Origin of the sequence: Pedobacter sp. FW305-3-2-15-E-R2A2, from assembly GCF_038446955.1 — a bacterium.
Lineage (GTDB): Bacteria > Bacteroidota > Bacteroidia > Sphingobacteriales > Sphingobacteriaceae > Pedobacter.
In genome coordinates, this window is record NZ_CP151803.1 from 6,642,153 (window position 1) to 6,666,224 (window position 24,072).

Below are 24,072 nucleotides of genomic sequence, written 5' to 3' on the forward strand. Positions count from 1 at the left end.
AATTTGTGATATAAACGATTAAAAAACAGCATCATGAACATTCCAAAAACACATCAGGCAGTTATGCCATACCTTATGCTCAACGGCGCTCAGAAGTTTACCGACTTTATTAAAGTGGTGTTTAATGCAGAGATTACCCATCAGCACCCAAGGGAAGACCAGACGGGTTTACTCAGACATGGAGAAGCACAGATTTCAGGAAGTACCATTATGTATTGCGATGCCATGGAACCCTGGGGAACGGCAGTATCAAATCTGTTTGTCTATGTAGACAATGCAGACGAAAGTTTTCACAAAGCCATGGAAGCAGGAGCTTCAATAGTTATGGAGTTATCCGATCAGGATTATGGACGTACCTGTGGCGTTAAAGACACCACAGGCAACGTTTGGTGGATCACCTCAATAAATGCTTAAGAAAGATACTTTCCAACAATCGGCATCCTTCTGCCCATTCCAAATGCTTTGGGAGAAACCCTTAAAATCGGCGGAGTTTGATAACGTTTAAATTCCGCCGTATTGACCATCTTAATGATCCTTCTTACCAATGCTTCTTCATAACCCTGTGCAATAATTGCCGAAGAACTTTGTTTCAGCTCAATGTATTGGAAAAGGATTTTATCCAGAATATCGTAATCCGGTAGTGAATCTGAATCCTTTTGCCCCGGCCTCAGCTCTGCTGAAGGAGGTTTAACAATGGAATTCTCCGGAATCACAATTCCATCTTTATTGATATAGGCTGCCAGCTGATACACCTGTGTTTTATACACATCTCCGATCACGCCTATTGCGCCGCACATATCTCCGTATAAGGTTCCATAACCTACAGCGCACTCACTTTTATTGGAAGTGTTGAGTAAGATATAGCCAAATTTATTCGACATCGCCATCACTATAATCCCTCTGCACCTGGCCTGGATATTTTCTTCGGTCAGGTTAAAAGGCAAACCTTTAAAAGCCGGAGCCATCATTTGATCAAAAGCATCTGCAGCTTCTTTGATCGGAATGATCTCATGCTTACAGCCAATGTTTGCAACCAGGTCCAATGCATCCTGAATGGAATGATCTGAAGAATATTTAGAAGGCATCAATACTGCCATTACATTTTCAGGCCCTAAAGCGCGACAAGCCAATGCACATACAATAGCAGAATCTATTCCACCGGAAAGACCTAATACCGCTTTGCTAAACCCAGATTTTGAAAAATAATCTTTAATCCCCAGAATCAGTGCTTCGTGTATCACTTCAATATCAGGAGCAGGCGTATGTTCAATAGGTGCATAGCCGATGAACTGATCATTCTCCATTTGATAAACACGAAGCTCTTCCTTGAAATAAGGCATTTCATCCAGTAGCTTTCCTTGTTTATCAAACACCATTGAGCCACCATCAAAGATGATTTCTGTCTGTGCACCAACCTGATTCACATACAACAATGGCAATTTGTATTTCTTTGCATTATCCGACAATACAACCACCCTTTCGTCATCATGACAATAAGAAAAAGGAGAAGCCGCGATGTTGATCATGATGTCTGGTTTCTGACGAATCAGTTCATCCATCGGAGAAGAGGCATATAATGGATTGTTATTGATGTTCCAAAGGTCTTCACAAATGGTCAAAGCAATCTTCTTTCCTTTAAAGCTGATGCATTCAAAATGATTGGCAGGTTCGAAATAACGGTATTCATCAAATACATCATAAGTAGGCAGCAATGCTTTCTTTACGATGTCCCTGATTTGCCCATCTTCAATAAAATAGGCAGCATTATATAAGTCCTTTCCGGCAAGCACGTCATTTTTCACCGGAAGCCCGATGATGCAGGCAATCCCATGACAGCTAAGGGCAATCTCTTGTGCCGCAGCTTCACACAATTCAATGAATTCGTCGAACTCCAGAAAGTCCCGTGCCGGATACCCGCAAATTGCAAGCTCTGCAAAGACCACCAGATCTGCACCCCTGGCTTTCGCCAGGTTGATATTGTCGATTATTTTTTTGGTATTGTATTCAAAATTCCCAATGTGATAATTGAGTTGTGCGAGTGCAATATTCATGTCCTATCCTTAAAATTGCCTAAAAGAAAACACCGATATTCAGACCGATATAGCTATTCTTAACTTTTTTTCCATCACCATTCTTTGCAATATTGGTAAAGCCATTGTTAAAAGTCAAGCCTATGGCCAGGCTGGTGCGATTGTCCAAATCGTATTCAGCACCTCCACCAACAATTAATCCGGCACGATAAAAGCGGGTATAATCCGAGATGTTTTTGCCATCTGCAATTTTTTCACCAGCACGTTTCACGTCCTGCTTCGCTCCGATATTGAAATCATTAGAGAGACCAAACTGCCCGTACCACCTCAGATCGCCAATTTTATTGGTTTTCAATTTTAAGGTCAGCGGTACTTCTATATATTGCAGCCGATACCTCAATTCGTGATCCACTGGTTCAGCATTCACCGTATTAGCCATATAACCAAGTTCTGTACTCTTTCCATTGATCGTGGTGATCGTTAATCCCGTGGCGAAAGAATAGTTGTCCGCGAAATTAAAGTCGGCCATTAAACCGTAAGCAAAGCCAAGGGCGATGCCCTCAGTCTTTCCAACCTCGGGTTTCACCCATCCCAAAGTAGGATGTGCCGTTAAGCCTAATCTAAAGCCATAATATGGAGAGCCTGCTTCCTGTGCAAAAAGCTGGCCCGTTAAAAGTAATAAGAATAAAGTAAGGTATCTTTTCATTTTTTGAGCAATAAGTTTATGCAATTTTCCTTATGGATCTGTTTATATTTGCTATAAATGATAAATAACGTAAAATCCAGCCAAATCTATCTATTTTTTCTTTCTATACCGGCTTTTTTTTCATCAAAGGCCAGTAAGTCAGCGCGCAGAATAAGGACATCAGGAACCTTTCATTTGTTATTGTCAGGTAGTTTACTCTTGCTCTTTTCCTGTAAACAAGGCAGCAAACCAGATATAAGCGACATCAAACTGGACATAAAAGTGGCCCGCTTTGATCAGGATCTTTACAATGGAAAAACAAAAGACCTAACGCAAACAGACCAGCAACTACAGCAAAAATACGGGGCATTTTATAACGATTTTGTACACCGCATGGTGGGTGATCCAAGCTACAGCAACACGGAAATCCTTTCCACCTTATACAAAGACCAGGCCTATACCGATTTAAACAGGGAGACCGACAGCATCTTTAAAGACATGCGAGGAATTGAAAAAGACCTCACACAGACCTTCAAATATGTGAAACATTATTACCCAAATGCAAGGATCCCGAAAATGATTTCTTTTATCTCCGGATTTGCCGTTCAGACTCCTATCGGTGATGACTATATGGGTATTGGACTGGATATGTTTCTGGGAAAAAACAGCAAGTTTTACGGCGCCATCGTACAGAGTGTACCCACTTATCTTTCCCGTCGTTTCAGTCCGGAATATGTGGTTCCCAGAATTGCGGAAACCTATGCCCGCGAAGACCTCTTCCCGGAAAGGGATGAAGACCGGACCTTATTGTCAAAAATGGTTCAGAATGGAAAGATCCTTTACTTTATGGACCAGGTGCTGGCGGATGAGGTCCCGGATTCTGTTAAAATCGGATATACACAATCACAGATCGACTGGTGTAAAACTTATGAAAAAGACATCTGGGCTTATTTATTACAAAATAGCCTGTTGTTTGAAACCGACTATCAAAAGATCCAGGTATTTCTGGGTGAAGGACCTTTTACCCCGGGTCTTGGAGAGAAGAATGAATCTGCACCGAAATTAGGGGTATGGGTAGGCTGGCAAATGGTAAAAAGATACATGCAGGAGAACAAAGGGATCAGCCTCCAACAGCTAATGGCTGAAAAAGATCCGCAGAAAATTTTGAACATGTCAAAATATAAGCCTAAATAGCAAAAGAATATAACCTTATGACTAAAGTAGGAATCGTATTATCAGGTGGTGGCATTCGGGGAATCGCACATTTAGGCGTCTTAAAGGCTTTTAAAAACGCCGGTATCACCTTTAGCCACATCAGTGGAACCAGTGCAGGCTCTATTGCCGGTGCCTTTTATGCTTCAGGAATTGATCCTGAAAAAGGATTGGATATTTTTATCAAAGCAAAATTACTGCGCTTCATCAGACCGGCATTGGGATCTTTAGGCCTGATCAATATAGAGCACGTAGAGGAATTGTTAAAAGAACACCTTCCGGAAGACCGGATAGAAAACCTGAAGATACCATTAACCATTGCGGCCACCAATTTTAGTGAAGGGAGACTGGTCTATTTTACCGAAGGACCATTGATCAGGGCAGTATTGGCTTCCAGTTGTATTCCTGGAATTTTTAAACCGATCATGATCAACAATCAGATGTATGTGGATGGCGGAATTCTGAATAATTTTCCCATAGAACCCTTGCTGAGCGATTGCGATTATATCATCGGTTCTTCTTGTAATCATTTAAATGAGGTTGATAAGATCACCAATATTTCTTCCCTGATGAAAAGGGCCGGGGTCATGTCTATCAATAAAGATATGGAGCAAAAGGTATCTTTCTGCAATGCTTTGGTGGAACCCAAAGGAATGGGAGACATCAGTACTTTCGATATGAAAAAAGCAGAAACCATTTACTGGCTTGCTTATGAGCAAACGTTAAAGACCATCAAGTCTAACGAAAGCTTGCAGGAACTGATCCATAATTTTAAGGAACCTAAGCCTTAATTGCTACCAGCGCATCTCCCGACAATACAGGAATGGCCTTACAGATGTTCAGCTGGAGACAGAATTTTACATCTTCTTCGATGTTAAGCTCTGCCAGGCGATGGCTGTGAGAAGATTTATGAAGGTAATTCCTCAGGTCATCCTTTGCCAGCAGGTATAAGTCTTCTGCGGCAACACAGGAATCGTCAAAATGGGCGAAATCTTTGCGCAGTTCATTGACCACTGCTCCGGCAAATAAGGTATCTTCCAGATTGAATTTATCCTTCCAGCCCGCACACAACAACAAGACATTTTTATTTTGAATGCGCAGCCAGTTACACAGGGATTCCAGGTTTAGAAAAGAACCGATCACCACCTGATGTGCCCTTGTTCTTGCCAGATGAAGTGCTTTCGTTCCATTGGTAGTGGTGAGAACCACCGTTTTTCCGGCTACTTTTTCCGGAGTATAAGAAAATGGAGAATTGCCGAAGTCATAGCCTTCAACCACTTCTCCATTTCGCTCTGCAGCTAATAAAAAGCCTTTACCCGCGTAGCTCAGGCAATCTTCTACCTGTGCGACAGGGATGATTGCACTGGCTCCATTATCAATACCATATACAATAGATGATGTTGCTCTTAAAACATCGATGACCACAACAATACTTTCTTCTATAGCATAAAGATCAAGCAGTGCGGGCGTTAAACAAACTTCTATACTTTTTGGCATTGGCAATTAATGGGATGAACAGGTCTTTCTTAGCTTATTTGTTGAAAGGGAATTTAACCACTTTCGCTTTAATTTTGTTGTTACGGATGTTGATATAGATCTCAGTACCTTCTTTAGCCAATGCTTTGTCAATGTATCCCATTCCGATTGCTTTCTGTAAAGATGGTGCCTGAGTTCCAGAAGTTACCCTTCCAGTTACATTTCCTTCTGCATCAACGATTTCATAATCATGACGGGGAATCCCTCTGTCGATCATTTCAAATCCAATCAGTTTACGTGCTACACCAGCTTCTTTTTGTGCCAGTAAAGCCTCAGAATTGGTGAACTTCTTGCTGAATTTAGTGATCCATCCCAATCCTGCTTCAATAGGCGAAGTCGCATCATCGATGTCATTTCCATATAAGCAGAAACCCATTTCTAAACGTAAAGTATCACGTGCACCTAAGCCGATTGGCTTTATGTTGAATGGTTTACCCGCTTCAAAGATGGCATCCCAGATCACATCTGCATGTTCGTTGTCGAAATAGATCTCGAAACCACCAGCACCAGTATAACCTGTAGCAGAAATTACTACATTTTCCACCCCTGCAAAAGTTCCTTTAACGAAGTTATAATACTCCATAGAAGCTAAATCAACGTCTGTTAAGCTCTGAAGTGCTTCAGCTGCTTTAGGACCTTGAATCGCTAAAAGAGAAGTTTTGTCAGAGATGTTGTGCATCTCTACATCTTTATCATTATATTTTTGAATCCAGTTCCAATCTTTCTCAATGTTGGAAGCATTCACGACCAGCATATAAGTTTTTTCGTCGATTCTGTAAACCAACAGATCGTCTACGATACCGCCATCTTCATTTGGCAGACAAGAATACTGCACTTTACCGTCATAAAGTTTCGACGCATCGTTGCTCGTTACCCTTTGAATTAAATCTAAAGCATTTTCGCCTTTCAGGATAAATTCACCCATGTGGCTTACATCAAAAACGCCAACACCACCTCTTACTACCGCATGTTCTGCATTGATTCCTTCATACTGAACCGGCATGTTATATCCTGCGAAAGGTACCATCTTGGCACCCAATGAAATGTGTTTATCTGTTAATGCGGTATTTTTCATGAGTATATATTTGTTTTTTTATGGTTCACGTAGTTAGTTCATTTTAAAAGCCATAAACCGGGAATCATCCCTGATGCAGGCCTGTAAAACGTGGGCAAAAGTACATAAAAATTATACAGTAAGTAATTTTTGGTAGATATTCAACATTCTTTCTGCGATGATCCTGACATCATGGTCACGTTCTACCGTTTTTCTGGCATTTTCTCCAATCTCACGCCATTTTTTAGGATTGGTAATGCACTGCAGGATGGCCCTGTAGAACTCATCTGCAGTATCTGCAATGAGGATATCTTTTCCATTTTCACACCTGATTCCTTCGGCAGCCATGCTGGTTGCAATGATACACTTCCGCATCGCCATGCCTTCGATGATCTTTACCCTCATTCCACTTCCGGACAATAAAGGAACAATCATGATCGCTTTGGAATTGATAAACTCAACCGCATCAAAGACCTCTCCTTCTACCACCAGATTTTCCGAATCATATTCAAAAAACTGCTTCTGCATATTTTTCCCGGCAATATAAAAACGAAGCTCACTGTTCAGTTTTTCAATATCCGGCCAGATCTCATCCAGAAACCATTCCAATCCTTCTTTATTCGGTCGCCAGTCCATGGCGCCCAAATGAAACAAGGTTGGAAAACTTGTTTTGGAGGGGTCTGTCACATATTTCTCAAAGTCCAGCGCTACCGGAAAAACTTCCAGCGCCGTTTCACAACCAAACCTTAAAATGCTTTGCCTGTCCTGCTCACTAATCGCAAAAACCTGATGAAAGCGATTGATCTGCTCGGTTTCGTAAACCTTTAAACGACGTGCTAAAAACTGAAGATAACTCCTTCTGGGGGTGAATTTTTCCGTCAGCGCAATCCGTTCCCAGACATCAAACTCGATATTGTGGGCCCTATAGATTACCTTTGCCTTACTGTTTTCCTTCACAACATCCAGATAGGGTACGACAAAAAGTCCTTCAAACTGAATGATGTCGAACTCGTTTTCCTTTAAAAGGTCGCCGAGTAATTTGGCCGCATCTTCGTCGAAATAGCGCGATACATTATAAGATTGATTGGAGAAAATATTCAGCAAGGCGCCATAAACATTTACCTCCGTATCCAGGTTGAAAGAGTGAAAATTGATTTGTTCAAACAAAGGATCATAGATATCCTCTACATCTACCCGGTATTTATTGGGATTAATACTGAACATAGTAATCTCTACTCCCAGTTTTAACAATCCTTTTATTGTGTTATATACAACGATCGGATAGCCGCTATTGGGCGGAAAAGGTATTCTGTTTGTGAGTATTAATGTTTTCAAATCACGTGAAAATACTAATTATCCTTTAATTTCGGAAAACAGGGCCAGCTGAGGTTGGCTAATTGTAAAAGTTTTACGGTGATATGGCGATAATCCATGCGCTAAAGCCGCGTTTCTATGGTCTACAGTAGGATATCCTTTATTTTTCTTCCATTGATAGATGGGATATTCTTCGGCGATCTTTTCCATGTACTCATCACGATGCGTTTTAGCCAGAATGGAAGCAGCAGCAATATTCAGGTATTTCCCGTCTCCTTTAACAATACAGGCATGAGGAATTTCCGGGTAGGCTTTAAAACGGTTCCCGTCAATGCTCAGGTATTGAGGTCTCAGGCTTAACTTTTCTATCGCCCTGTGCATCGCTAAAAAAGAAGCATTTAAGATATTGATTTTATCAATTTCCAGGTGATCCACCTCGGCTACAGCCCAGGCAATTGCTTCCTTCTCAATGATCAGTCTTAAAACATCCCGCTGTTTATGACTTAACTTTTTTGAATCCGTCAGCATTCCGGGAATAAAATCCGGAGGAAGGATCACTGCGGCGGCAAATACAGGGCCTGCAAGACATCCCCTGCCAGCTTCATCGCAACCAGCCTCGATTAATTCATTCTGATAACTATTTAACAGCATATTACAATTTAATAAATTTTCAACTAAACAGATATATTTTGCGATTTCACATCGAAAGCATCCCTTAATCCAATCGCGAGTAAGTTGAAGGCATATACCGTGATCATGATCGACAAACCGGGCAAAATGGCCAGGTAAGCCGCATCCATAATGATATAACCATAATGTTCCTTGATCATGCTGCCCCAACTGGGCATCGGTGGCTGTGCCCCAAAGCCCAAAAAGCTCAGGCCTGTTTCCAGCAGAATTGCCGAGGCAAAATTTGCAGAAGCCACTACCAGGATAGGTCCGGCAATATTGGGTAATATATGTTTAATAATTGTTCTGGAGGTGGAGAAACCAAGGGCTTTGGAAGCTTCCACAAATTCTACTTGTTTTAAAGCCATCACCTGCCCTCTTACCAGTCTGGATACATCTACCCAGGTAGACAATCCCACCGCAATAAAGATCTGCCAGAATCCTTTCCCTAAGGCGAAAGAAATGGCAATCACCAATAACAGGGAAGGTAAAGACCAGATGACGTTCATGAACCAGCTGATGGCTGCATCGATCTTCCCGCCAAAATAACCAGAAAGTGCACCTAAGCTAATGCCTATAAAAAGAGAAATGAGTACCGCCATCAGTCCTACTGAAAGGGAGACGCGGATGCCAATAATCAACCTGCTCAGCAAATCTCTTCCGTAAATGTCTGTCCCCAGCCAAAAGGTCTGCCGATACCTGTTTTCCTTTTCCAGGAGTGGGTACACTGATTCTTCCGCCTGTTCATCGTCTCCGATATATTCCCTTGCATACACCTTATTTCCTTCCTCACGGTAGGCCGTAACCGGAATACTTTTAAAGTCGGCTTCCTGTCCGAATAACATGCGTTCCAGAAAATTCACTTTTTTGATGTCTTTATTTCTGCTGATGATGAGAAAATCAAAACTCCTTCCCGGCTTTTTATTGCTAAGCTGTAAATGCATGGTATTCGCATAAGGTGTCTGATCCGGTGTGATCAGGTAACCAAGAATACCCATAAGGACCATTAATAGAATGAACAATAGCCCGGCGAAAGCCATCTTATTTTTTCTGAATCGCTTCCATACTTTTCCTGAAGGGCTATTATTGATCTCCATTATTTCACCATTCTGTCTTTCCAGTTATACTTTCCTGAGTTTCCGGCAATGCCGATGTAAACGATATAAACGATGTGCATCAGGTTAAGTATAGGTAATAAAACGAGTAATTTCCTTCTCTTTGCAAAACCTGTGACGTCGTATAAAAATAACAATTCCACGATAATTTTGACCAATAGCTGAGCTAGTGCCAGCTGTAGAAAAAATCCAAAAAATAAACCGATGGCAATGTTTAACAAGATACTCACATTGAATAACCAAATCCCAACACCCAATACGATAATCGACTTATTTTTATAACGCGTGCTTTTAGAAGCCCATCTTTTCCGTTGCTGGATAAACTCCCCTAAAGTCGGCTTTGCATGTGTATAGACTACGGCATCATGGTGCTTTAAAAAGCCAATATTATTGTCAAAACGGGCAGCCATTTTATGCAATAGCAATTCATCATCTCCGGAAGCTAAATCGTCAATCCCCTGAAAACCGCCGACTTCATAAAAAGCCGCCTTTTCGTAGGCAAGGTTAGCCCCATTACAGGTAGAAGGTTTTTTATTCCCTATGGTGGAGGCCCCTAAACCGATCAGGTATAAAAATTCCAATGCCTGTGCACGCTCAAAGAAAGTCTTTTCTTCAAAGTAAGCCACGGGCGATGAGATCATTTTATAGTCCTTCTCTTCATAAAAGCTGACGATCGTTTTAAGCCAGTTTGTTCCCATCCTGCAATCGGCATCGGTAGTGATGATCAATTCGCCGGTAGCCTGCCCTATTGCCGTCTGTATTGCCTTTTTCTTATAGGAATTGAGGGCACGATCTTCATTAAGGCGGATTAGCTTTACCCCTTTTGAGGCATAAGATGCAATGATTTTTGCGGTATCGTCGGTAGAATGATCGTCAATAAAGATGATTTCTGTTAATGCAGCATCGTAAGATTGCGCACACAGATCATCCAGTGTTTTTGAAATGTTGGCGGCTTCATTGCGCGCCGCAACCAATATAGAAACCTTAGTTTTAAAAACTGGTTGTTTGGGTTGATAATAGGTCAGCCTATGCCAGCCTCTGATAAAAGCCAGCACCACCAGGACATACAAGACCGTTAAAAAAGAGGTGATATAGCTAGCTACGCTGAAGATTTCCAAAAAAGTTAAGTTTAAATACGAAATAAGTGCCTAATATAGCAGGAATAATAATATTAATCAGCCAGATGCTGGCAGTACAAGCAATCACAGCGACTTCCTGATCGGTGATCGAGCTGAAAAAATAAGAAGCAGTGGCTGTCCTTACACCAATATCAAAGAGGTCTAAAGAAGGCAAGGTCGACTGCACAAAGAAGAGGATGCTCACCATCATCAGGATTTCAAGGTAATGCAGGTTAGGAATCAGCCAGAAAAACAAAATGAAATATTGCGTACTGAAAACAAGATACCTGGAGAAACACAGCAATAAAATCTTAGACAATTCCCGCTTCTGGTACCTGGCCAGGATACTATAAAACTTCTTATACTTCCTGGTAAAACGCATCGAAACCAGAATCCCATTCAGCCATTTGATATTAAAGTAAAATACAATAAAGAACAGACAGAAAATCAAGGCAAGAAATACCAATCCATAAAATAGTAAGGGATCAATATTCACGAAGCGGTAGATAAAAACACAAAATGCGATGGCACCGAAGACATTGGTCAGCACCATTTGACCGATATTGCCAACCGCCATGGCCACCACTCCGATGATCCTTCTTTTTGGCGATAAGAAGAATACCCGTCCACCATACTCTCCAATCCGGTTGGGTGTAAATACCGCCCAGGTTAAACCACAGAAAACCGATGCCACAGACTTCCAGAGGCTGATGCGCTCTACACTGGAAATTAACCTTTTCCATTTTACAGCTTCCAACCCCCAGTTAACGAGCATCAGGAACAAGACGAAACCCAATACACAAAAAATTTCCCATTGAGGGATTTGTGTCAGGAGGTTTTTGAAATCTTTTAAGTTCTTGTTTGCAGTCAGTTTGCTATAAACAAACCAAAATGCGAAAAAAACAATTCCGGCTTTAAGAAAATATGAAACTATCTTTTTGTATTGTGATGTCAACTTTTTTGCTTTTACTCTGTGCAAATATGCTTAATATTGTTTTATGTTGGTGGAAAAAAAGGAAAGGGTGATCATGGGAATTGATCCAGGCACTTCGATTATGGGCTATGGGGTGATTTTGGAAAAGGGTAGTAAAATCGAAATGATTACCATGGGGATTGTCCGTATGGATCATTTAGACGACCATTTTTTAAAGCTACAGCGGATTTTTGAGAAGACAGTAGTACTGATTGACCAATATAAACCGGATACGATGGCGCTTGAGGCCCCCTTTTATGGGAAAAACATCCAGGTTATGTTAAAATTAGGCCGTGCACAAGGTGTAGCTATGGCGGCAGCCTTATCCAGAAATATCCCAATCACAGAATATGCACCCCGTAAAATCAAACAATCGATTACCGGAAACGGGAGCGCAGGAAAAGAACAGGTGGCAGCCATGTTGCAAAGGTTATTGAATTTTAAGGAGACTCCAGAGTTTCTGGATGCGACAGATGGTTTAGCTGTTGCGGTTTGTCACTCCTTTCAGCGGGTCAGTACTTCAGGTTCCGGGAAATCTTACTCCGGATGGGAGGCTTTTGCCAAAGACAATAAAAAGCGATTAAAATAAAAAAGCCTGATTTGGTTAATGACCAAATCAGGCTCTGCTAAATCAACAGTTTTTTTATGCTGCCAGGGCAGATTTTCTTTTCTTACGATAATAGCGGAAAGCGAAATATCCAGCCAGTACCAAGACCACCAGCATCCATAAATTGGAGATGATCAGGATAAATTCTTTAAAGATGACCCATCCATTCTGGATGTTCAATCCCAATCTTCTAAAAAATCCGGGACGGTAATCCGCCAAATTATCATTTCCAACGACCAGTTTTTTCACCGTATTGTCCTGGTAGAAATTAAGCGTGATGTCGCTGTACTTCACCCTGGAATCTATACTTAAGTTTTCGATCTTCTTATCGATAAAATCGTCTTTTAAGCTGAGTGCCGTCTCTACGTTATTGCTTTTCTTATTCGCATGTTTGTTCAGTTGCGCGACTGCTTCGACACGATTTTGATTTTTTAATTTGTTAGAAAGGTACGAGATACTTTGATCGTCCATTTTCATGGATTGATGGTCCACAAAGACAGCCATTCCTGCTACTTTATTGGTAAAAGCATCCAGTTTCTCTGAAGGAACTTTTGCTACGATTAAGCCTTCCACACGGTAAGAAGTAAGTTCCAGTAAGGAGTCGGCAGAATAGCCGACTTTCTCAAAACGCTCTACGTTACTCTGAATGGAAAACTCCGCGAGGGTCCCTCCTTCGGCTTTGACCAGATCCGCCAGTTTCTCTTTGGTTTCCTGTACCTCTTTGACCCTAAAACGCATGTCGGCAGTCTTGATAATTTTCTCGGTTAAGGTGGTGTCGTTAACTTCCAGGTTCGCGGCCGTGGCATCAGAAGTTGCTTCATAAGATTTATTTTCTTTACTGCAGGCGGAAATTGCTATTGCTGCGACACAATAGATTAAATATTTTTTCATAATATTAATCGATTAAGGTTTTCCCTTAATACGAGATCTTCAATAAGGTAACCTATGAAAATAAAAATGAGGAAAATATGAGCCAAAAAAAATTCCTCATCAGCAAAAGCCAATGAGGAATTTCCAGAATGTACTGCCCTGAATATTAAGCAGCTAATATTTTGAATACACCTTTGCAAGCGATAAAAGCACCTACAAATAAAATTGCCCAGGATACGATAGATAAAGTCATAGAGTCGCCAGCAAAACGCAAATAAACGCCTAAAACGCTAACTAAAATTCCGACAGCCATCAATTTATAGATGGAAACTTCATTAGCTCTCTTCATGCTTTCGGTATTGTGGATTGGTGTCTGTGCCATAGTCTTTTTTTATTTATGGCACAAAAATAATATTAATTAAACAAAAAGAGGTATAACATGGGTATAATTTTCAGTGCATCTTCCAACTTATGGATTATCTTTAATAATTGCATCCATATTAAAAACACAATCCAATGAAAAGAATTTTTTTAACCTTAATTACGGCGTTTAGCATTACCTATAGTTACGCGCAATCCCCTCTTTCCTTTAACAGCCGGCTGGAATCCGTTACCGTATACAGCACAGGTGCAGAACTCAATCATAAAGTAAAAGTCAACATTCCGGCAGGAACCAGTGAAATCATACTGAATAACATGGCCAATGCCGTTGATGAAAGCAGCATTCAGGTCGGAGTTCCTTCAAGTGTAACCATCCTGTCGACCAGCTTCTCCAGGGATTTCTTAAAAACTGAAAACAAAAGTCCGGCTTATATCAAAGTCGAAGACAGCTTACAAATTGTGAAAAGAGAACTGAATAAAGTTCAAAATAAACGAATTGTAGAGGAGAACCTATTGGTCTTACTCGATAAAAATCAGGCGATTGGTGGTGTAAATACGGGAGTAAATGTAGCAGAGTTGATCAAAGTAGCCGATTATTATAAAAGCAAACAGCTGGAATTGAGAAACAACATTTTCAGTTTGAAAGAAGCAGAAGCTAAACAGCAGGAGCGGATAGACAGGATGCAGCAACAGTTGCAGGAATTAAGTATGGATAAAACCGGAACTACCGGTCAGATTGTATTACAGGTGATGGCCACAGCAGCCAGTACCGGAGATTTTAACATCAGCTACCTAAGCCCAAATGCAGCCTGGATTGCCTTTTACGACTTGCGTGCGGAAAACACTTCTTCTCCTTTGAAAATCGTTTACAAAGCCAATGTGACCCAATCTACAGGGCTGGACTGGAAAAAAGTGAAGCTTAGTTTATCTACAGGAAACCCATCTCAGAATGGAACTGCACCGTTATTATCGGCCTGGTTTTTACAATTTGGAGAACCTCAGTATGCCTATGATCGCAAAAAACAGGCCTACCAAAACAGAATCCAGACGATGGAGGCCCGTGTGCCAATAAAAGATGAGCAGATGTTAGCCGCCGAGGTGGTCATGACTAAGCCAATAATTCAGGGACAGGTTGCCGGCGTTGCACTAACTCAGAATGAGAACATGTTAAATGCTTCTTTTGACATTGAAATTCCTTATGATATCGCATCCAACAGTAAACCACATAGCGTGACGCTGAAAGAATTCAGTCAGCCTGCCAATTTCAAATACTATAGCGTTCCTAAAGTCGACGGTGACGCATTTTTAATGGCGGAGATCACGAATTACGATAAATTGAACCTCTTACCAGGCGAAGCCAATATCATCTTTGAGAATAGCTATGTCGGCAAATCTTTCATCGATCCCAATGCGACCACAGATACCCTGAACCTAAGTATGGGAAGGGATAAAAAAATCACGATAAAAAGGGAAAAAGTGGCAGAGCAAACGGGCGTTAAATTTATCGGAAGCAGCAAAAAGCAAACCTTCACTTATGAGGTCCGCTTGCGCAACGGAAAAAAGGAGGCCGTCAATTTATTGCTCAAAGATCAGTATCCGGTCTCTACAGATAAAGACATGGAGGTAGAATTGTTAGCCGCAGAGGGTGCTGCAGTGAACAAAGAAACCGGAGTCCTTACCTGGAAACTGAACCTGAAAGCAGGGGCCACAGAAACAATCCGGATCAGCTATTCCGTAAAGTATCCCAAGGATAAGAACATCTTAAATCTACAGTAACAAAAAAGCCCTTCTCCAAACGGAGAAGGGCTTTTTTAAATTAGATATCAGGTAAATTAACCGTTCAATGCTGCTGCACCACTTACAATCTCTGTAAGCTCTGTAGTAATTGCAGCCTGACGTGCCTGATTGTAAGAAAGCTTTAAGGCTTTCAACAAATCACCAGCATTTTCAGTTGCTTTATCCATTGAAGTCATACGGGCACCATGCTCAGAAGCATGAGAATCCAACACGGCTTTATACAATTGCGTCTTAATAGACTTAGGAATCAATTGCGATACGATTTCTTCCTGAGAAGGCTCAAGAATATAATCCACCAGATGCTCAGATTTTACTGCGTCAGTCGCTTCTGCTTTAGGCAGCGGCAACAATTGCTCAGTAGTAATGATCTGAACAGCGGCATTTTTGAACCTGTTGTACACCAATTCCACTTTATCAAACGTTCCTTTTTCAAAGCCAGCCATGATCGAATCAGTGATCTTGGTTACATTCTCAAAAGTAAGCGCTGCATATACTTCGTTGTTGTTTCCGATGACGTTATAGTTACGTTTTTCGTAGAAATCCTGAGATTTCTTACCGATTGCAACGATACTTACATTACCTTTTTTGTATTGTTCGCTATATTTTTCCGCGATTAAGTTATTGGTTGCTTTAATCACGTTCATGTTAAAGGCACCAGCTAAACCACGGTTAGAAGAAACCACTACAATCAATACCTTATTGGGTTCACGTTCCTGAATAAACGGAGACGATGATCCTTCTAAGCTTGCTGAAAGATTTCCTAAGATCTCTTTTAGCTTTGTAGCATACGGACGTAGCTGAACAATCGCATTGGTCGCACGCTTCAACTTCGCAGCCGAAACCATTTTCATGGCTTTGGTGATCTGCTGTGTAGATTGCACCGATGATATACGAATTCTTACTTCTTTTAAATTAGCCATTCTTTTTTATTCTTCAGTCGAGAGTAATTAGTATTTACTGGAAAGCTCTTTTGCAACAGTTTCCAACACTCCTGTAATTTGGTCATCAAATTTTCCAGCTTTTAAAGCTTTCAAAGTATCAGGATGACGCAATTCCAATTGTTGTAAATACTCAGCTTCAAACTCTTTTACTTTATTTACAGGAACTGAACGCATTAAGTTTTTAGTACCGATATAAATGATTGCTACCTGTTTCTCCACAGTCATTGGAGAGAACTGTCCTTGTTTAAGGATTTCCACGTTACGTGAACCTTTATCAAGTACTGATTTAGTAGCTGCATCAAGGTCAGAACCGAATTTAGAGAAAGCCTCTAATTCACGATATTGAGCCTGATCCAATTTCAATGTACCAGCAACTTTTTTCATCGATTTGATCTGCGCATTACCACCTACACGTGATACCGAGATACCTACGTTAATTGCCGGACGGATACCTGCGTTGAACAAGTTGGTTTCTAAGAAGATCTGTCCGTCAGTAATTGAAATTACGTTCGTAGGGATATACGCAGAAACGTCACCAGCCTGAGTTTCGATAATTGGAAGTGCAGTTAATGAACCACCACCTTTAACGATACCTTTTAATGATTCAGGAAGATCATTCATTGCCTGTGCGATGTCATCGTTAGAGTTGATCTTAGCAGCACGCTCTAATAAACGGCTGTGAAGATAGAACACGTCACCAGGATAAGCCTCACGGCCCGGTGGACGACGTAACAATAGAGACACCTCACGGTAAGCTACAGCTTGTTTAGACAAATCATCATAAACAATTAGTGCTGGTCTACCCGTATCACGGAAGAACTCACCGATCGCTGCACCCGAAAAAGGAGCATAGAACTGTAATGGAGCAGGTTCAGCAGCAGAAGCAGCAACAACAACCGTATATGGCATTGCACCGTTTTCTTCTAACGTACGAACGATGTTCGCTACAGTACTTGCTTTTTGTCCGCAAGCAACATATATACAGAATACAGGGTTACCTGCTTCGTAAAATTCTTTTTGGTTGATGATCGTATCGATACATACCGCAGTTTTACCAATCTGACGGTCACCAATAACCAACTCACGTTGACCACGACCGATTGGAATCATACCATCGATAGCTTTGATACCTGTTTGTAGAGGCTCAGTAACCGGCTGACGATAGATTACCCCAGGAGCTTTACGCTCGATCGGCATTTCATAAGTCTGGCCAATGATTGGTCCTTTACCGTCGATTGGCTCACCCATAGTGTTCACCACGCGACCTAACATACCTTCACCAACTTTGATAGAGGCGATTTTCTTAGTACGTTTAATCGTATCACCTTCTTTGATCGTGTCGGATGGGCCTAATAAAACCACACCAACATTATCTTCTTCAAGGTTCAAAACAATACCTTGTAAGCCGTTTTCAAATTCAACTAACTCACCGGATTGAACTTTAGTTAAACCATAAACACGGGCAATACCATCACCCACCTGCAATACGGTACCAACTTCTTCAAGTTCTGCTTCTGATTTAAAGCCCGCCAATTGTTGCCTGATAATTGCCGATACTTCGTCTGGTCTTACCTCTACCATAATTTTATATTATTTCTTTTGTAAATCAGTATATGTTATCTTCTATTATTAAATACTCAAGTTAAACAATTCCCTGAGCAAATTCTTTTTTAAGTTTATTCAAACCATTGGCGATACTTGCATCAAACTGCTTATCCCCAACCTTTAAAATAAAACCGCCAATCAGTTTGTCATTAACTTTTTCTTTAATCACCACTTCATTAGCGCCTACTTCTTTTTTCACTATCGCTACGATCTCTGCTCTGTTTGCATCAGTCAGTTCTGTAGCTGAAGTTACCTCAGCAGTTACAATTCCTTTAATCGCATTGTATTGCTGAATGAAGGCTTTTGCTGTTCCGAATAAGATTTCAGAACGTCCTTTGTTTACCACCAGTTTTAGGAAGGCTTTGGTTACCGCATTTACTTTGGCACCAAAGACATTGTCTAAAATCCCTGCCTTTTTATCCAAAGGAACGATAGGGTTTTTAAGAATGGCTTCTAATTCCGGATTCTGATCAATTACCTGATCTAAAAGAACCATATCGTTTTTGATTTCTTCCAAAGCATTCTGCTCAGTAGAAAGGTCTATTAACGATTTGGCGTATCTCGATGCTGCTTTATTTTCTAACATTTTTATCTAATTTGGCTAAACAAACTATCAACTAGTTTAATTCAACATCTTTTAAAAGATTAGCAACTAAATCCTGTTGGGTAGCTTTATCCTGTAATTGATTACGCAATACACGTTCTGCGATATCCAATGATAAAGTAGAAACCTGGTTTTTCAATTCTGCCAAAGCAGCTTTCTTTTGGTTTTCAATTTCAATCTTAGCCTTTTCGATTAATTTAGCACCTTCAGTTTGCGCTGAATGTTTAGCTTCATTAACGATACTATCTTTAAGCGTTTTTGCTTCTTTCAAGATCAAATCACGTTCAGCACGGGCAGACTTCATCAACTCCTCATTTTGAGCAGTTAAACGGGTCATTTCTTGTTTCGCCAGTTCAGCTTTATTTAAAGCCTCATCAATCGACTGCTCACGTTCTTTAATTGCTGCTAAAACAGGTTTCCAGGCAAATTTTGCCAATAGGAACATTAGCAATAAGAAAGCAATGGATTGAAAGATAACTAGGCCAAATTCAGGTAATAATAATTCCATCTGATGTATATATTAATATTTTTTTCTTTTTTAACAATAAATGGTACCAGGCATTACACCTGGCACCTTTTAATTTCTAGCCATTACCCATTAGGGCAACTACTACTGCGAAAAGCGCAACAGCCTCAACGAAGGCAGCAGCGATTAACATTGCAGTTTGAATTTTAGAGGCAGCTTCTGGTTGACGAGCAATACCGTCCATAGCTGAACCACCAATGCGTCCGATACCCAGACCAGCGCCAATCGCAGCTAATCCTGCACCAATTGCAGCAATACTTCCTGTAATCATGATTTTATATATTAATTGTTGTTAAAAAATAATTCTTATTAATGGTGTTCTTCAATTGCCATTCCGATAAACAGGGCAGACAAGATGGTAAAGATAAAGGCCTGGATAAAAGCAACCAATAATTCTATGGCGCCAATAAACACAGCAAACGCGATCGATACCGGGGCAATGTATAGGCTGTTGAATACAAACACAAGGCAGATTAATGACAACACCAGGATGTGTCCTGCAGTGATGTTCGCAAACAAACGAATCATTAAGGCAATAGGTTTGGTAAAGATACCGAACAACTCTACCGGAACCATTACAATGTACATCCACCATGGTACATCAGGCATAAAGATGTGTTTCCAGTAGTATTTGTTACCATTGAATACAGTAAGGCAGAACGTAGCAATGGCTAAGATCATCGTTACCGCGATGTTACCTGTTAAGTTGGCACCACCTGGTAAGAATGGGATCAGACCCAGCATGTTGTTAAACCAGATGAAAAAGAATACGGTTAATAAATAAGGCATGAAGCGCTCATATTTATGTCCAAGATTCGGTTTTGCAATATCATCACGTACAAACAGGATGATCGGCTCCATCCAGGATTGTAATCCTTTTGGCGATTTTCCTACACGTTTTTTGTACCCGTTGGCTACATTGATAAATACGACAAGCAGAATGATGATCGATAAGAACAAGGTACAAACGTTTTTCGTAATGGATAAATCCAAAGGACGTTCGTTTAATGCATGATGTTTCTCATCTAAGTTCAGGAACTGTCCATGCTCATTTGCAGCTTCAGATGCATAATAGATCTTTTCGTGCATCTTCACAAAACGTTGTCCGTTTCTTTCCACGATTACTTTACCATCATCATCATGGTTAAAGTCAGCAGAACTGAAGTTTACAAATCCAGCTTTGGTATACAATATCACCGGAAGATCAATATAGGTATGTCCGATTACATGCCAGCTGTGCGAATCCGCAATGTGGTGTAGTGCAAACTTACCAATGTCAAACTTTTCCTTTGCCTCTGGTTGGGCATGGGAATCTTCTGTTACTTGTGCTGTGTCAACCTGAGCAAAAGCTGCGGGTGTAACAGAAAAAAACGCTAAAAACAGCGTAAAAACAACAATTAACCTTTTCACTTTAAACTCAAAAACGTGGCTACAATCCATTTACTCGCAGATTTTTACTTTTTATTTTGGTGGCGCAAGTTACGTAACAAACAGTATATTTCAAAGAAGCTGAACAATAAATATAAAGAAAAAAAATTCAGGACAAAAACAAAGCCGTTTTCCTTGCTCTTCAGGCTGTAAATCAGCACAAAAGCCATAGAAAAAATCATCTTCAATGCAATCGAGCCCATAATTGCCATAATTCCGGTCTCAGGGTTCTTTTTTATGCCCAAATCAGCAAGAATATAAGCGATGAAGGTAATGCTGGCTAAAAAGCCAAAGACTAACCAGAATTTCTGAACCAGGATCAGCTCACCGGGAAAAACAGAAGGAAGGAAATAAGCAATCACAGCCAGAACAAAGCTGTATAATAAATAGTAAAGGGTAAACCGCGTTAAACTCAAATCAGTAATTTTTTACAAAAGTAGGGAATTACCCCGATTTTAAATCATGAGTCGTTATTTTTATTCAGTTGTTTTACAACCTGATACAAAGATATAACGACCCCAACAATACTTAAAATTGCCGTAAAGATCGGCGTCTTACTCTGCCTGTATTCATCGATTTTATATCCTGCAAAGGCAAACAGGCCTATTGTGGCCAGCATTTGAAAACTGATAGAAGAATATTTGGCGAAATTATTTATGTTCTTTTTATTTTCGTTTGGTTCCATCTTAATTAAATCTCCTACAAATAAAACCCATTTTGTTAAGAAGTTATTGCTGAATAAAATACTTTTGCATATATTTTGTTGTTATAAGCTTTTAACTCAATCAGCATTTTTTTGGAAAATTACGCAATCAACTCTCTAAAGATAACGCTATTTATCTTTTGTTCCGGTATCCTATACTCCTGCAGTTCACATAAAGATACTGCCGGAAGCAGGGCTATGCAGAACCTCACCTCCCGTTACAATTACATCTACAATGCAAATGTGATCCTTGCCCAGCATCAGCAGGAACTTACGGAAGGCTATGCAGACAATTACGATGAGATCCTTCCCGTATATGTAAATCCGGAGAAGTACGACATATTTAATAGTCAGCCTTCAGAAAGCTTACCTGCCATGGATGAGATCATCAAGAAAGCAAGGGTAATCCTCCTGGAAAAAAGCTTTGGCAACTATGTAGACGAGTCTTACCTCCTGCTGGGAAAAGCAAACTTCTATAAACAGAACTATTTCAACTCCACGGAATATTTTGACTATACTGCCAAAAACTTCCCCAATAATAAGAAGAGTTATATCCAGGCTTTAGACTGGAAAGCACGAAGTCTGATGCAGCTCAGTAAATACAGTGAAGCAGCATTAGTGCTGGATACTTTATCTATTGCCATTTCCGAACAAAAAAAGAACAAAGCAGATCCATTGGCAACGATTGCACAGATCTATATCCATCAACGGATGCCGCTCGAAGCCATCAATGCCTTAAAAGAAGCGATAAAGTCCAATTCAACCGGTGCCGAACGCGTCCGCTGGACCTATATTCTCGCACAGCTCTCTGAGCAGCTGGAAAACTATCCGGAAGCCTTACTTTATTACCGGAAAGTGGAAAAAAGCAGCGCTCCTTTCGAGATGTACTTTAATGCGAATTTAAACCGCATTAAGCTCAACGCCTTTATGAGTGGCGTAAAATTAAACAAACAAGACCAGTTACTTGCCCTGCTTAAAGACGATAAAAATGAAGATTACCATGACCAGATCTATTATCAGGTAGCAGAAACTTATATCAGAGACGGTGACTTCGATCAGGCCAAAAAATATTATCAGCTGTCTGTGCGCAACAGTACAAAAAACAACTATCAGAAAGGCCTGTCTTATTTAAAAATCGCAGACCTTAATTTCAAACACTTCAGGGATTACAGGGCTGCAAAAGCCTACTACGACAGTACGACAAATACCCTACCTAAATCTTATCCCGGTTATGAGCTTATTCTGAAGAAAAATCAAAACCTGCAATACCTGACCGACCGTTATGGGATAATTTCATCGGAAGACACCCTTCAATCCATTGCAAAACTTCCTGAAGCGGAACGCATGGCGAAAGTCAACCTGATCGCAAACCCGGTGGTGGCCGCTGTCAAAACCACAGAAAGCTTTAATGCCATTCCGCTGGATCCATTCCAGACCGGTAATGATAGCCGATCTAAAAACAAAAACACCAGCAGCAGCTTCTATTTTGCAAATTCCAATGCCATCAGTACCGGTTACAACGATTTCAAAAAGAAATGGGGCAACAGGAAACTGGAAAACAACTGGCGCCAGAGCATCCGCTCTTCTGCTCAGGAAACCATTCAGGACATCAATAAAAATTACAGTACGAACAATGGAAAAGTAGCCGGAAATCCGGATAGCCTCCTTGCTGCAGCACCAGATTCCGCTGCGAGAGTTAAAGCCATCACGGCAACACTGCCACTTACACCGGACCTACTCGCCAAGTCAGATCAGAAGATCATTGATGCCTATCATGAAATTGCCAACTTCTATCTTCAGGAATTAAATGATCCGAAAGAGGCTGCTGAGGTCTATCAGATTCTGCTGGACCGTTTTCCAAACAACAACCGCCTGGCTTCTATTTATTACGGTCTGTTCCTGGTCAACAAAACACTTGATCCGGCCAAAGCCGAAGTCTTCAAGAACAAAGTACTGAAGGATTATGCCTCTTCTACTTATGCAAAGACCATTCTTGATCCTTCCTTCTCTTTGAGACAGTCGGAAATGGAAACCCTTATCAATAAAAAATATAATGACCTTTTTGAGCTGTATGAGAAAAAGGATTTCGGTGCCGTTATCCAGCAGGTGAATGAAATTTTAACGGCAAGCCCTGACAACTATCTGGCTCCACAATTCGCCTATCTGAAAGCCATTGCCGTAGGAAGAACAAACCATGTGGACTACCTGATTAATGAATTTGAAAAGATCAACACCAGCTTTAGAGAAGATAAACTGATCGTTCCACTCGTAAAAGAGCACCTTGGTTACATCAATCAGCATCTGGAAGAGTTCAAAAAGAGGCAAATTGCGCTGATCGACTTTGATCCGAATGAACCCAGGTTCTTTGGACAACAGTTCCCGGCAACAGCAGTAGCAGCAGTGAACCCTCCGGCCAGCAACGCGAAACCTGTACAACAACCAGTCAAAAATACCGCCAGTCCTGTCGTAACACCAGCGGTCGCACCTCCAACAGAAAAGGTGGCCACGGTAGAAAAACCAGTCGCCCCTGTAAAAGTTGCAGGCATTTTTAGTACGGCAGTTTCGACTACCTATTATTATGTCGTTCATGTGGCTGACGGCTCATTAACCCTCAGTTCTTCCCGATTTGGGATCGGACAATTCAACCGCGGAAACTATGCGGAGAACAATCTGCGACATCAATTGAAGGAATTTGACAATGATCAGCTTATATTTGTAGGAAACTTTGGTACTTTCGACGACGCAAAAACATATGCGGAGGGAATCAATCCACAGTTAAAACAAATCATGAAGGTCCCTGCTAACCTTTATAAGAGCTTTATCATTAGCAAAGAAAACTTCGAGAAGCTGAGCAGCAAGGACATTCTGGATAAATACCAGGAATTTTATAAAAACAATTATTAA

At 40.8% G+C, this 24,072-nt stretch carries 25 protein-coding genes; 6 read left to right on the plus strand and 19 right to left on the minus strand.

Translation table 11 applies throughout. The features are described 5' to 3' along the window. Window positions 1–33 precede the first annotated feature (33 nt). Complete coding sequence (locus AAFF35_RS26975; protein WP_342329576.1) at window positions 34–414, plus strand: VOC family protein; 381 nt, start codon at window positions 34–36, stop codon at window positions 412–414. On the opposite strand, the gene AAFF35_RS26980 is transcribed toward AAFF35_RS26975, so the two are convergent. Next, a complete protein-coding gene (locus AAFF35_RS26980; protein ID WP_342329577.1) occupies window positions 411–2,051 on the minus strand; it encodes an NAD+ synthase in 1,641 nt (546 codons plus the stop codon). The genes AAFF35_RS26975 and AAFF35_RS26980 overlap by 4 nt on opposite strands. 19 nt (window positions 2,052–2,070) lie before the next feature. After that, a complete protein-coding gene (locus AAFF35_RS26985) occupies window positions 2,071–2,736 on the minus strand; it encodes a porin family protein (RefSeq protein ID WP_342329578.1) in 666 nt (221 codons plus the stop codon). Window positions 2,737–2,793: 57 nt separating this feature from the next. Between AAFF35_RS26985 and gldB the strand changes: the two genes are divergently transcribed. Together gldB and AAFF35_RS26995 are read left to right on the plus strand one after the other, a co-directional pair. Next, complete coding sequence (gene gldB, locus AAFF35_RS26990; RefSeq protein ID WP_342329579.1) at window positions 2,794–3,909, plus strand: gliding motility lipoprotein GldB; 1,116 nt, start codon at window positions 2,794–2,796, stop codon at window positions 3,907–3,909. A 17-nt stretch (window positions 3,910–3,926) separates the two neighbouring features. Further along, window positions 3,927–4,718 carry a patatin-like phospholipase family protein gene (locus AAFF35_RS26995; protein ID WP_342329580.1) on the plus strand — a complete coding sequence of 264 codons (792 nt, stop codon included), beginning with the start codon at window positions 3,927–3,929 and terminating at the stop codon, window positions 4,716–4,718. Here AAFF35_RS26995 and AAFF35_RS27000 read toward each other — a convergent pair. The 7 genes from AAFF35_RS27000 to AAFF35_RS27030 form a co-directional block, all read right to left on the minus strand. Beyond that, on the minus strand, window positions 4,708–5,424 hold the full coding sequence (locus AAFF35_RS27000) for a 2-phosphosulfolactate phosphatase (RefSeq protein WP_342329581.1): 717 nt from the start codon (window positions 5,422–5,424) through the stop codon (window positions 4,708–4,710). The genes AAFF35_RS26995 and AAFF35_RS27000 overlap by 11 nt on opposite strands. Window positions 5,425–5,458: 34 nt before the next feature. After that, a complete protein-coding gene (gene gcvT, locus AAFF35_RS27005; RefSeq protein WP_342329582.1) occupies window positions 5,459–6,538 on the minus strand; it encodes a glycine cleavage system aminomethyltransferase GcvT in 1,080 nt (359 codons plus the stop codon). Window positions 6,539–6,649: 111 nt separating this feature from the next. Then, the gene (locus AAFF35_RS27010) at window positions 6,650–7,852 is read right to left on the minus strand and encodes a glycosyltransferase (protein WP_342329583.1); all 1,203 of its coding nucleotides are present in this window, start codon (window positions 7,850–7,852) and stop codon (window positions 6,650–6,652) included. Window positions 7,853–7,870: 18 nt separating this feature from the next. Further along, window positions 7,871–8,482 (minus strand): ribonuclease HII, encoded by a 612-nt coding sequence (locus tag AAFF35_RS27015; RefSeq protein WP_342329584.1) that lies wholly within the window; start codon window positions 8,480–8,482, stop codon window positions 7,871–7,873. 23 nt (window positions 8,483–8,505) lie between these two features. Beyond that, window positions 8,506–9,597 carry an ABC transporter permease gene (locus AAFF35_RS27020; protein ID WP_342329585.1) on the minus strand — a complete coding sequence of 364 codons (1,092 nt, stop codon included), beginning with the start codon at window positions 9,595–9,597 and terminating at the stop codon, window positions 8,506–8,508. Beyond that, entirely contained in the window at window positions 9,597–10,733 is a 1,137-nt protein-coding gene (locus AAFF35_RS27025) for a glycosyltransferase (RefSeq protein WP_342329586.1), read from the minus strand. Before AAFF35_RS27025 ends, AAFF35_RS27020 begins: the two co-directional genes overlap by 1 nt. Continuing rightward, window positions 10,711–11,688, minus strand: a complete 978-nt coding sequence (locus tag AAFF35_RS27030) for a hypothetical protein (protein ID WP_342329587.1) — start codon at window positions 11,686–11,688, stop codon at window positions 10,711–10,713. The genes AAFF35_RS27025 and AAFF35_RS27030 overlap by 23 nt, the downstream gene beginning before the upstream one ends. A gap of 43 nt (window positions 11,689–11,731) precedes the next feature. Between AAFF35_RS27030 and ruvC the strand changes: the two genes are divergently transcribed. Further along, window positions 11,732–12,295, plus strand: coding sequence for a crossover junction endodeoxyribonuclease RuvC (gene ruvC, locus AAFF35_RS27035; protein WP_342329588.1), 564 nt, complete (start codon window positions 11,732–11,734; stop codon window positions 12,293–12,295). Window positions 12,296–12,349: 54 nt separating this feature from the next. Here ruvC and AAFF35_RS27040 read toward each other — a convergent pair whose 3' ends face one another. Further along, the gene (locus AAFF35_RS27040; RefSeq protein ID WP_342329589.1) at window positions 12,350–13,204 is read right to left on the minus strand and encodes a DUF4349 domain-containing protein; all 855 of its coding nucleotides are present in this window, start codon (window positions 13,202–13,204) and stop codon (window positions 12,350–12,352) included. A 145-nt stretch (window positions 13,205–13,349) separates the two neighbouring features. Continuing rightward, complete coding sequence (locus AAFF35_RS27045; protein ID WP_342329590.1) at window positions 13,350–13,565, minus strand: hypothetical protein; 216 nt, start codon at window positions 13,563–13,565, stop codon at window positions 13,350–13,352. 134 nt (window positions 13,566–13,699) lie between these two features. On the opposite strand from AAFF35_RS27045, the gene AAFF35_RS27050 reads away from it, so the two are divergent. Beyond that, the gene (locus tag AAFF35_RS27050; protein ID WP_342329591.1) at window positions 13,700–15,340 is read left to right on the plus strand and encodes a DUF4139 domain-containing protein; all 1,641 of its coding nucleotides are present in this window, start codon (window positions 13,700–13,702) and stop codon (window positions 15,338–15,340) included. A gap of 56 nt (window positions 15,341–15,396) precedes the next feature. Here AAFF35_RS27050 and atpG read toward each other — a convergent pair whose 3' ends face one another. From atpG to AAFF35_RS27090, 8 genes are all read right to left on the minus strand, one after another. Then, on the minus strand, window positions 15,397–16,281 hold the full coding sequence (gene atpG, locus AAFF35_RS27055) for an ATP synthase F1 subunit gamma (RefSeq protein WP_342329592.1): 885 nt from the start codon (window positions 16,279–16,281) through the stop codon (window positions 15,397–15,399). A gap of 27 nt (window positions 16,282–16,308) precedes the next feature. Next, entirely contained in the window at window positions 16,309–17,883 is a 1,575-nt protein-coding gene (gene atpA, locus AAFF35_RS27060; RefSeq protein ID WP_074612992.1) for a F0F1 ATP synthase subunit alpha, read from the minus strand. A 61-nt stretch (window positions 17,884–17,944) separates the two neighbouring features. Further along, complete coding sequence (gene atpH, locus AAFF35_RS27065) at window positions 17,945–18,493, minus strand: ATP synthase F1 subunit delta (protein WP_342329593.1); 549 nt, start codon at window positions 18,491–18,493, stop codon at window positions 17,945–17,947. Window positions 18,494–18,524: 31 nt separating this feature from the next. Further along, entirely contained in the window at window positions 18,525–19,019 is a 495-nt protein-coding gene (locus tag AAFF35_RS27070; protein ID WP_342329594.1) for a F0F1 ATP synthase subunit B, read from the minus strand. A 76-nt stretch (window positions 19,020–19,095) separates the two neighbouring features. Beyond that, window positions 19,096–19,305: an ATP synthase F0 subunit C gene (atpE, locus tag AAFF35_RS27075; RefSeq protein ID WP_062551197.1), complete on the minus strand. Its 210-nt coding sequence runs from the start codon at window positions 19,303–19,305 to the stop codon at window positions 19,096–19,098. Between the two features lie 41 nt (window positions 19,306–19,346). Beyond that, the gene (atpB, locus tag AAFF35_RS27080; protein ID WP_342329595.1) at window positions 19,347–20,477 is read right to left on the minus strand and encodes a F0F1 ATP synthase subunit A; all 1,131 of its coding nucleotides are present in this window, start codon (window positions 20,475–20,477) and stop codon (window positions 19,347–19,349) included. A 14-nt stretch (window positions 20,478–20,491) separates the two neighbouring features. Next, window positions 20,492–20,881 carry a hypothetical protein gene (locus AAFF35_RS27085; RefSeq protein ID WP_342329596.1) on the minus strand — a complete coding sequence of 130 codons (390 nt, stop codon included), beginning with the start codon at window positions 20,879–20,881 and terminating at the stop codon, window positions 20,492–20,494. 44 nt (window positions 20,882–20,925) lie between these two features. Further along, on the minus strand, window positions 20,926–21,150 hold the full coding sequence (locus AAFF35_RS27090) for an AtpZ/AtpI family protein (RefSeq protein ID WP_342329597.1): 225 nt from the start codon (window positions 21,148–21,150) through the stop codon (window positions 20,926–20,928). A 111-nt stretch (window positions 21,151–21,261) separates the two neighbouring features. Between AAFF35_RS27090 and AAFF35_RS27095 the strand changes: the two genes are divergently transcribed. Then, entirely contained in the window at window positions 21,262–24,072 is a 2,811-nt protein-coding gene (locus AAFF35_RS27095) for a tetratricopeptide repeat protein (protein ID WP_342329598.1), read from the plus strand.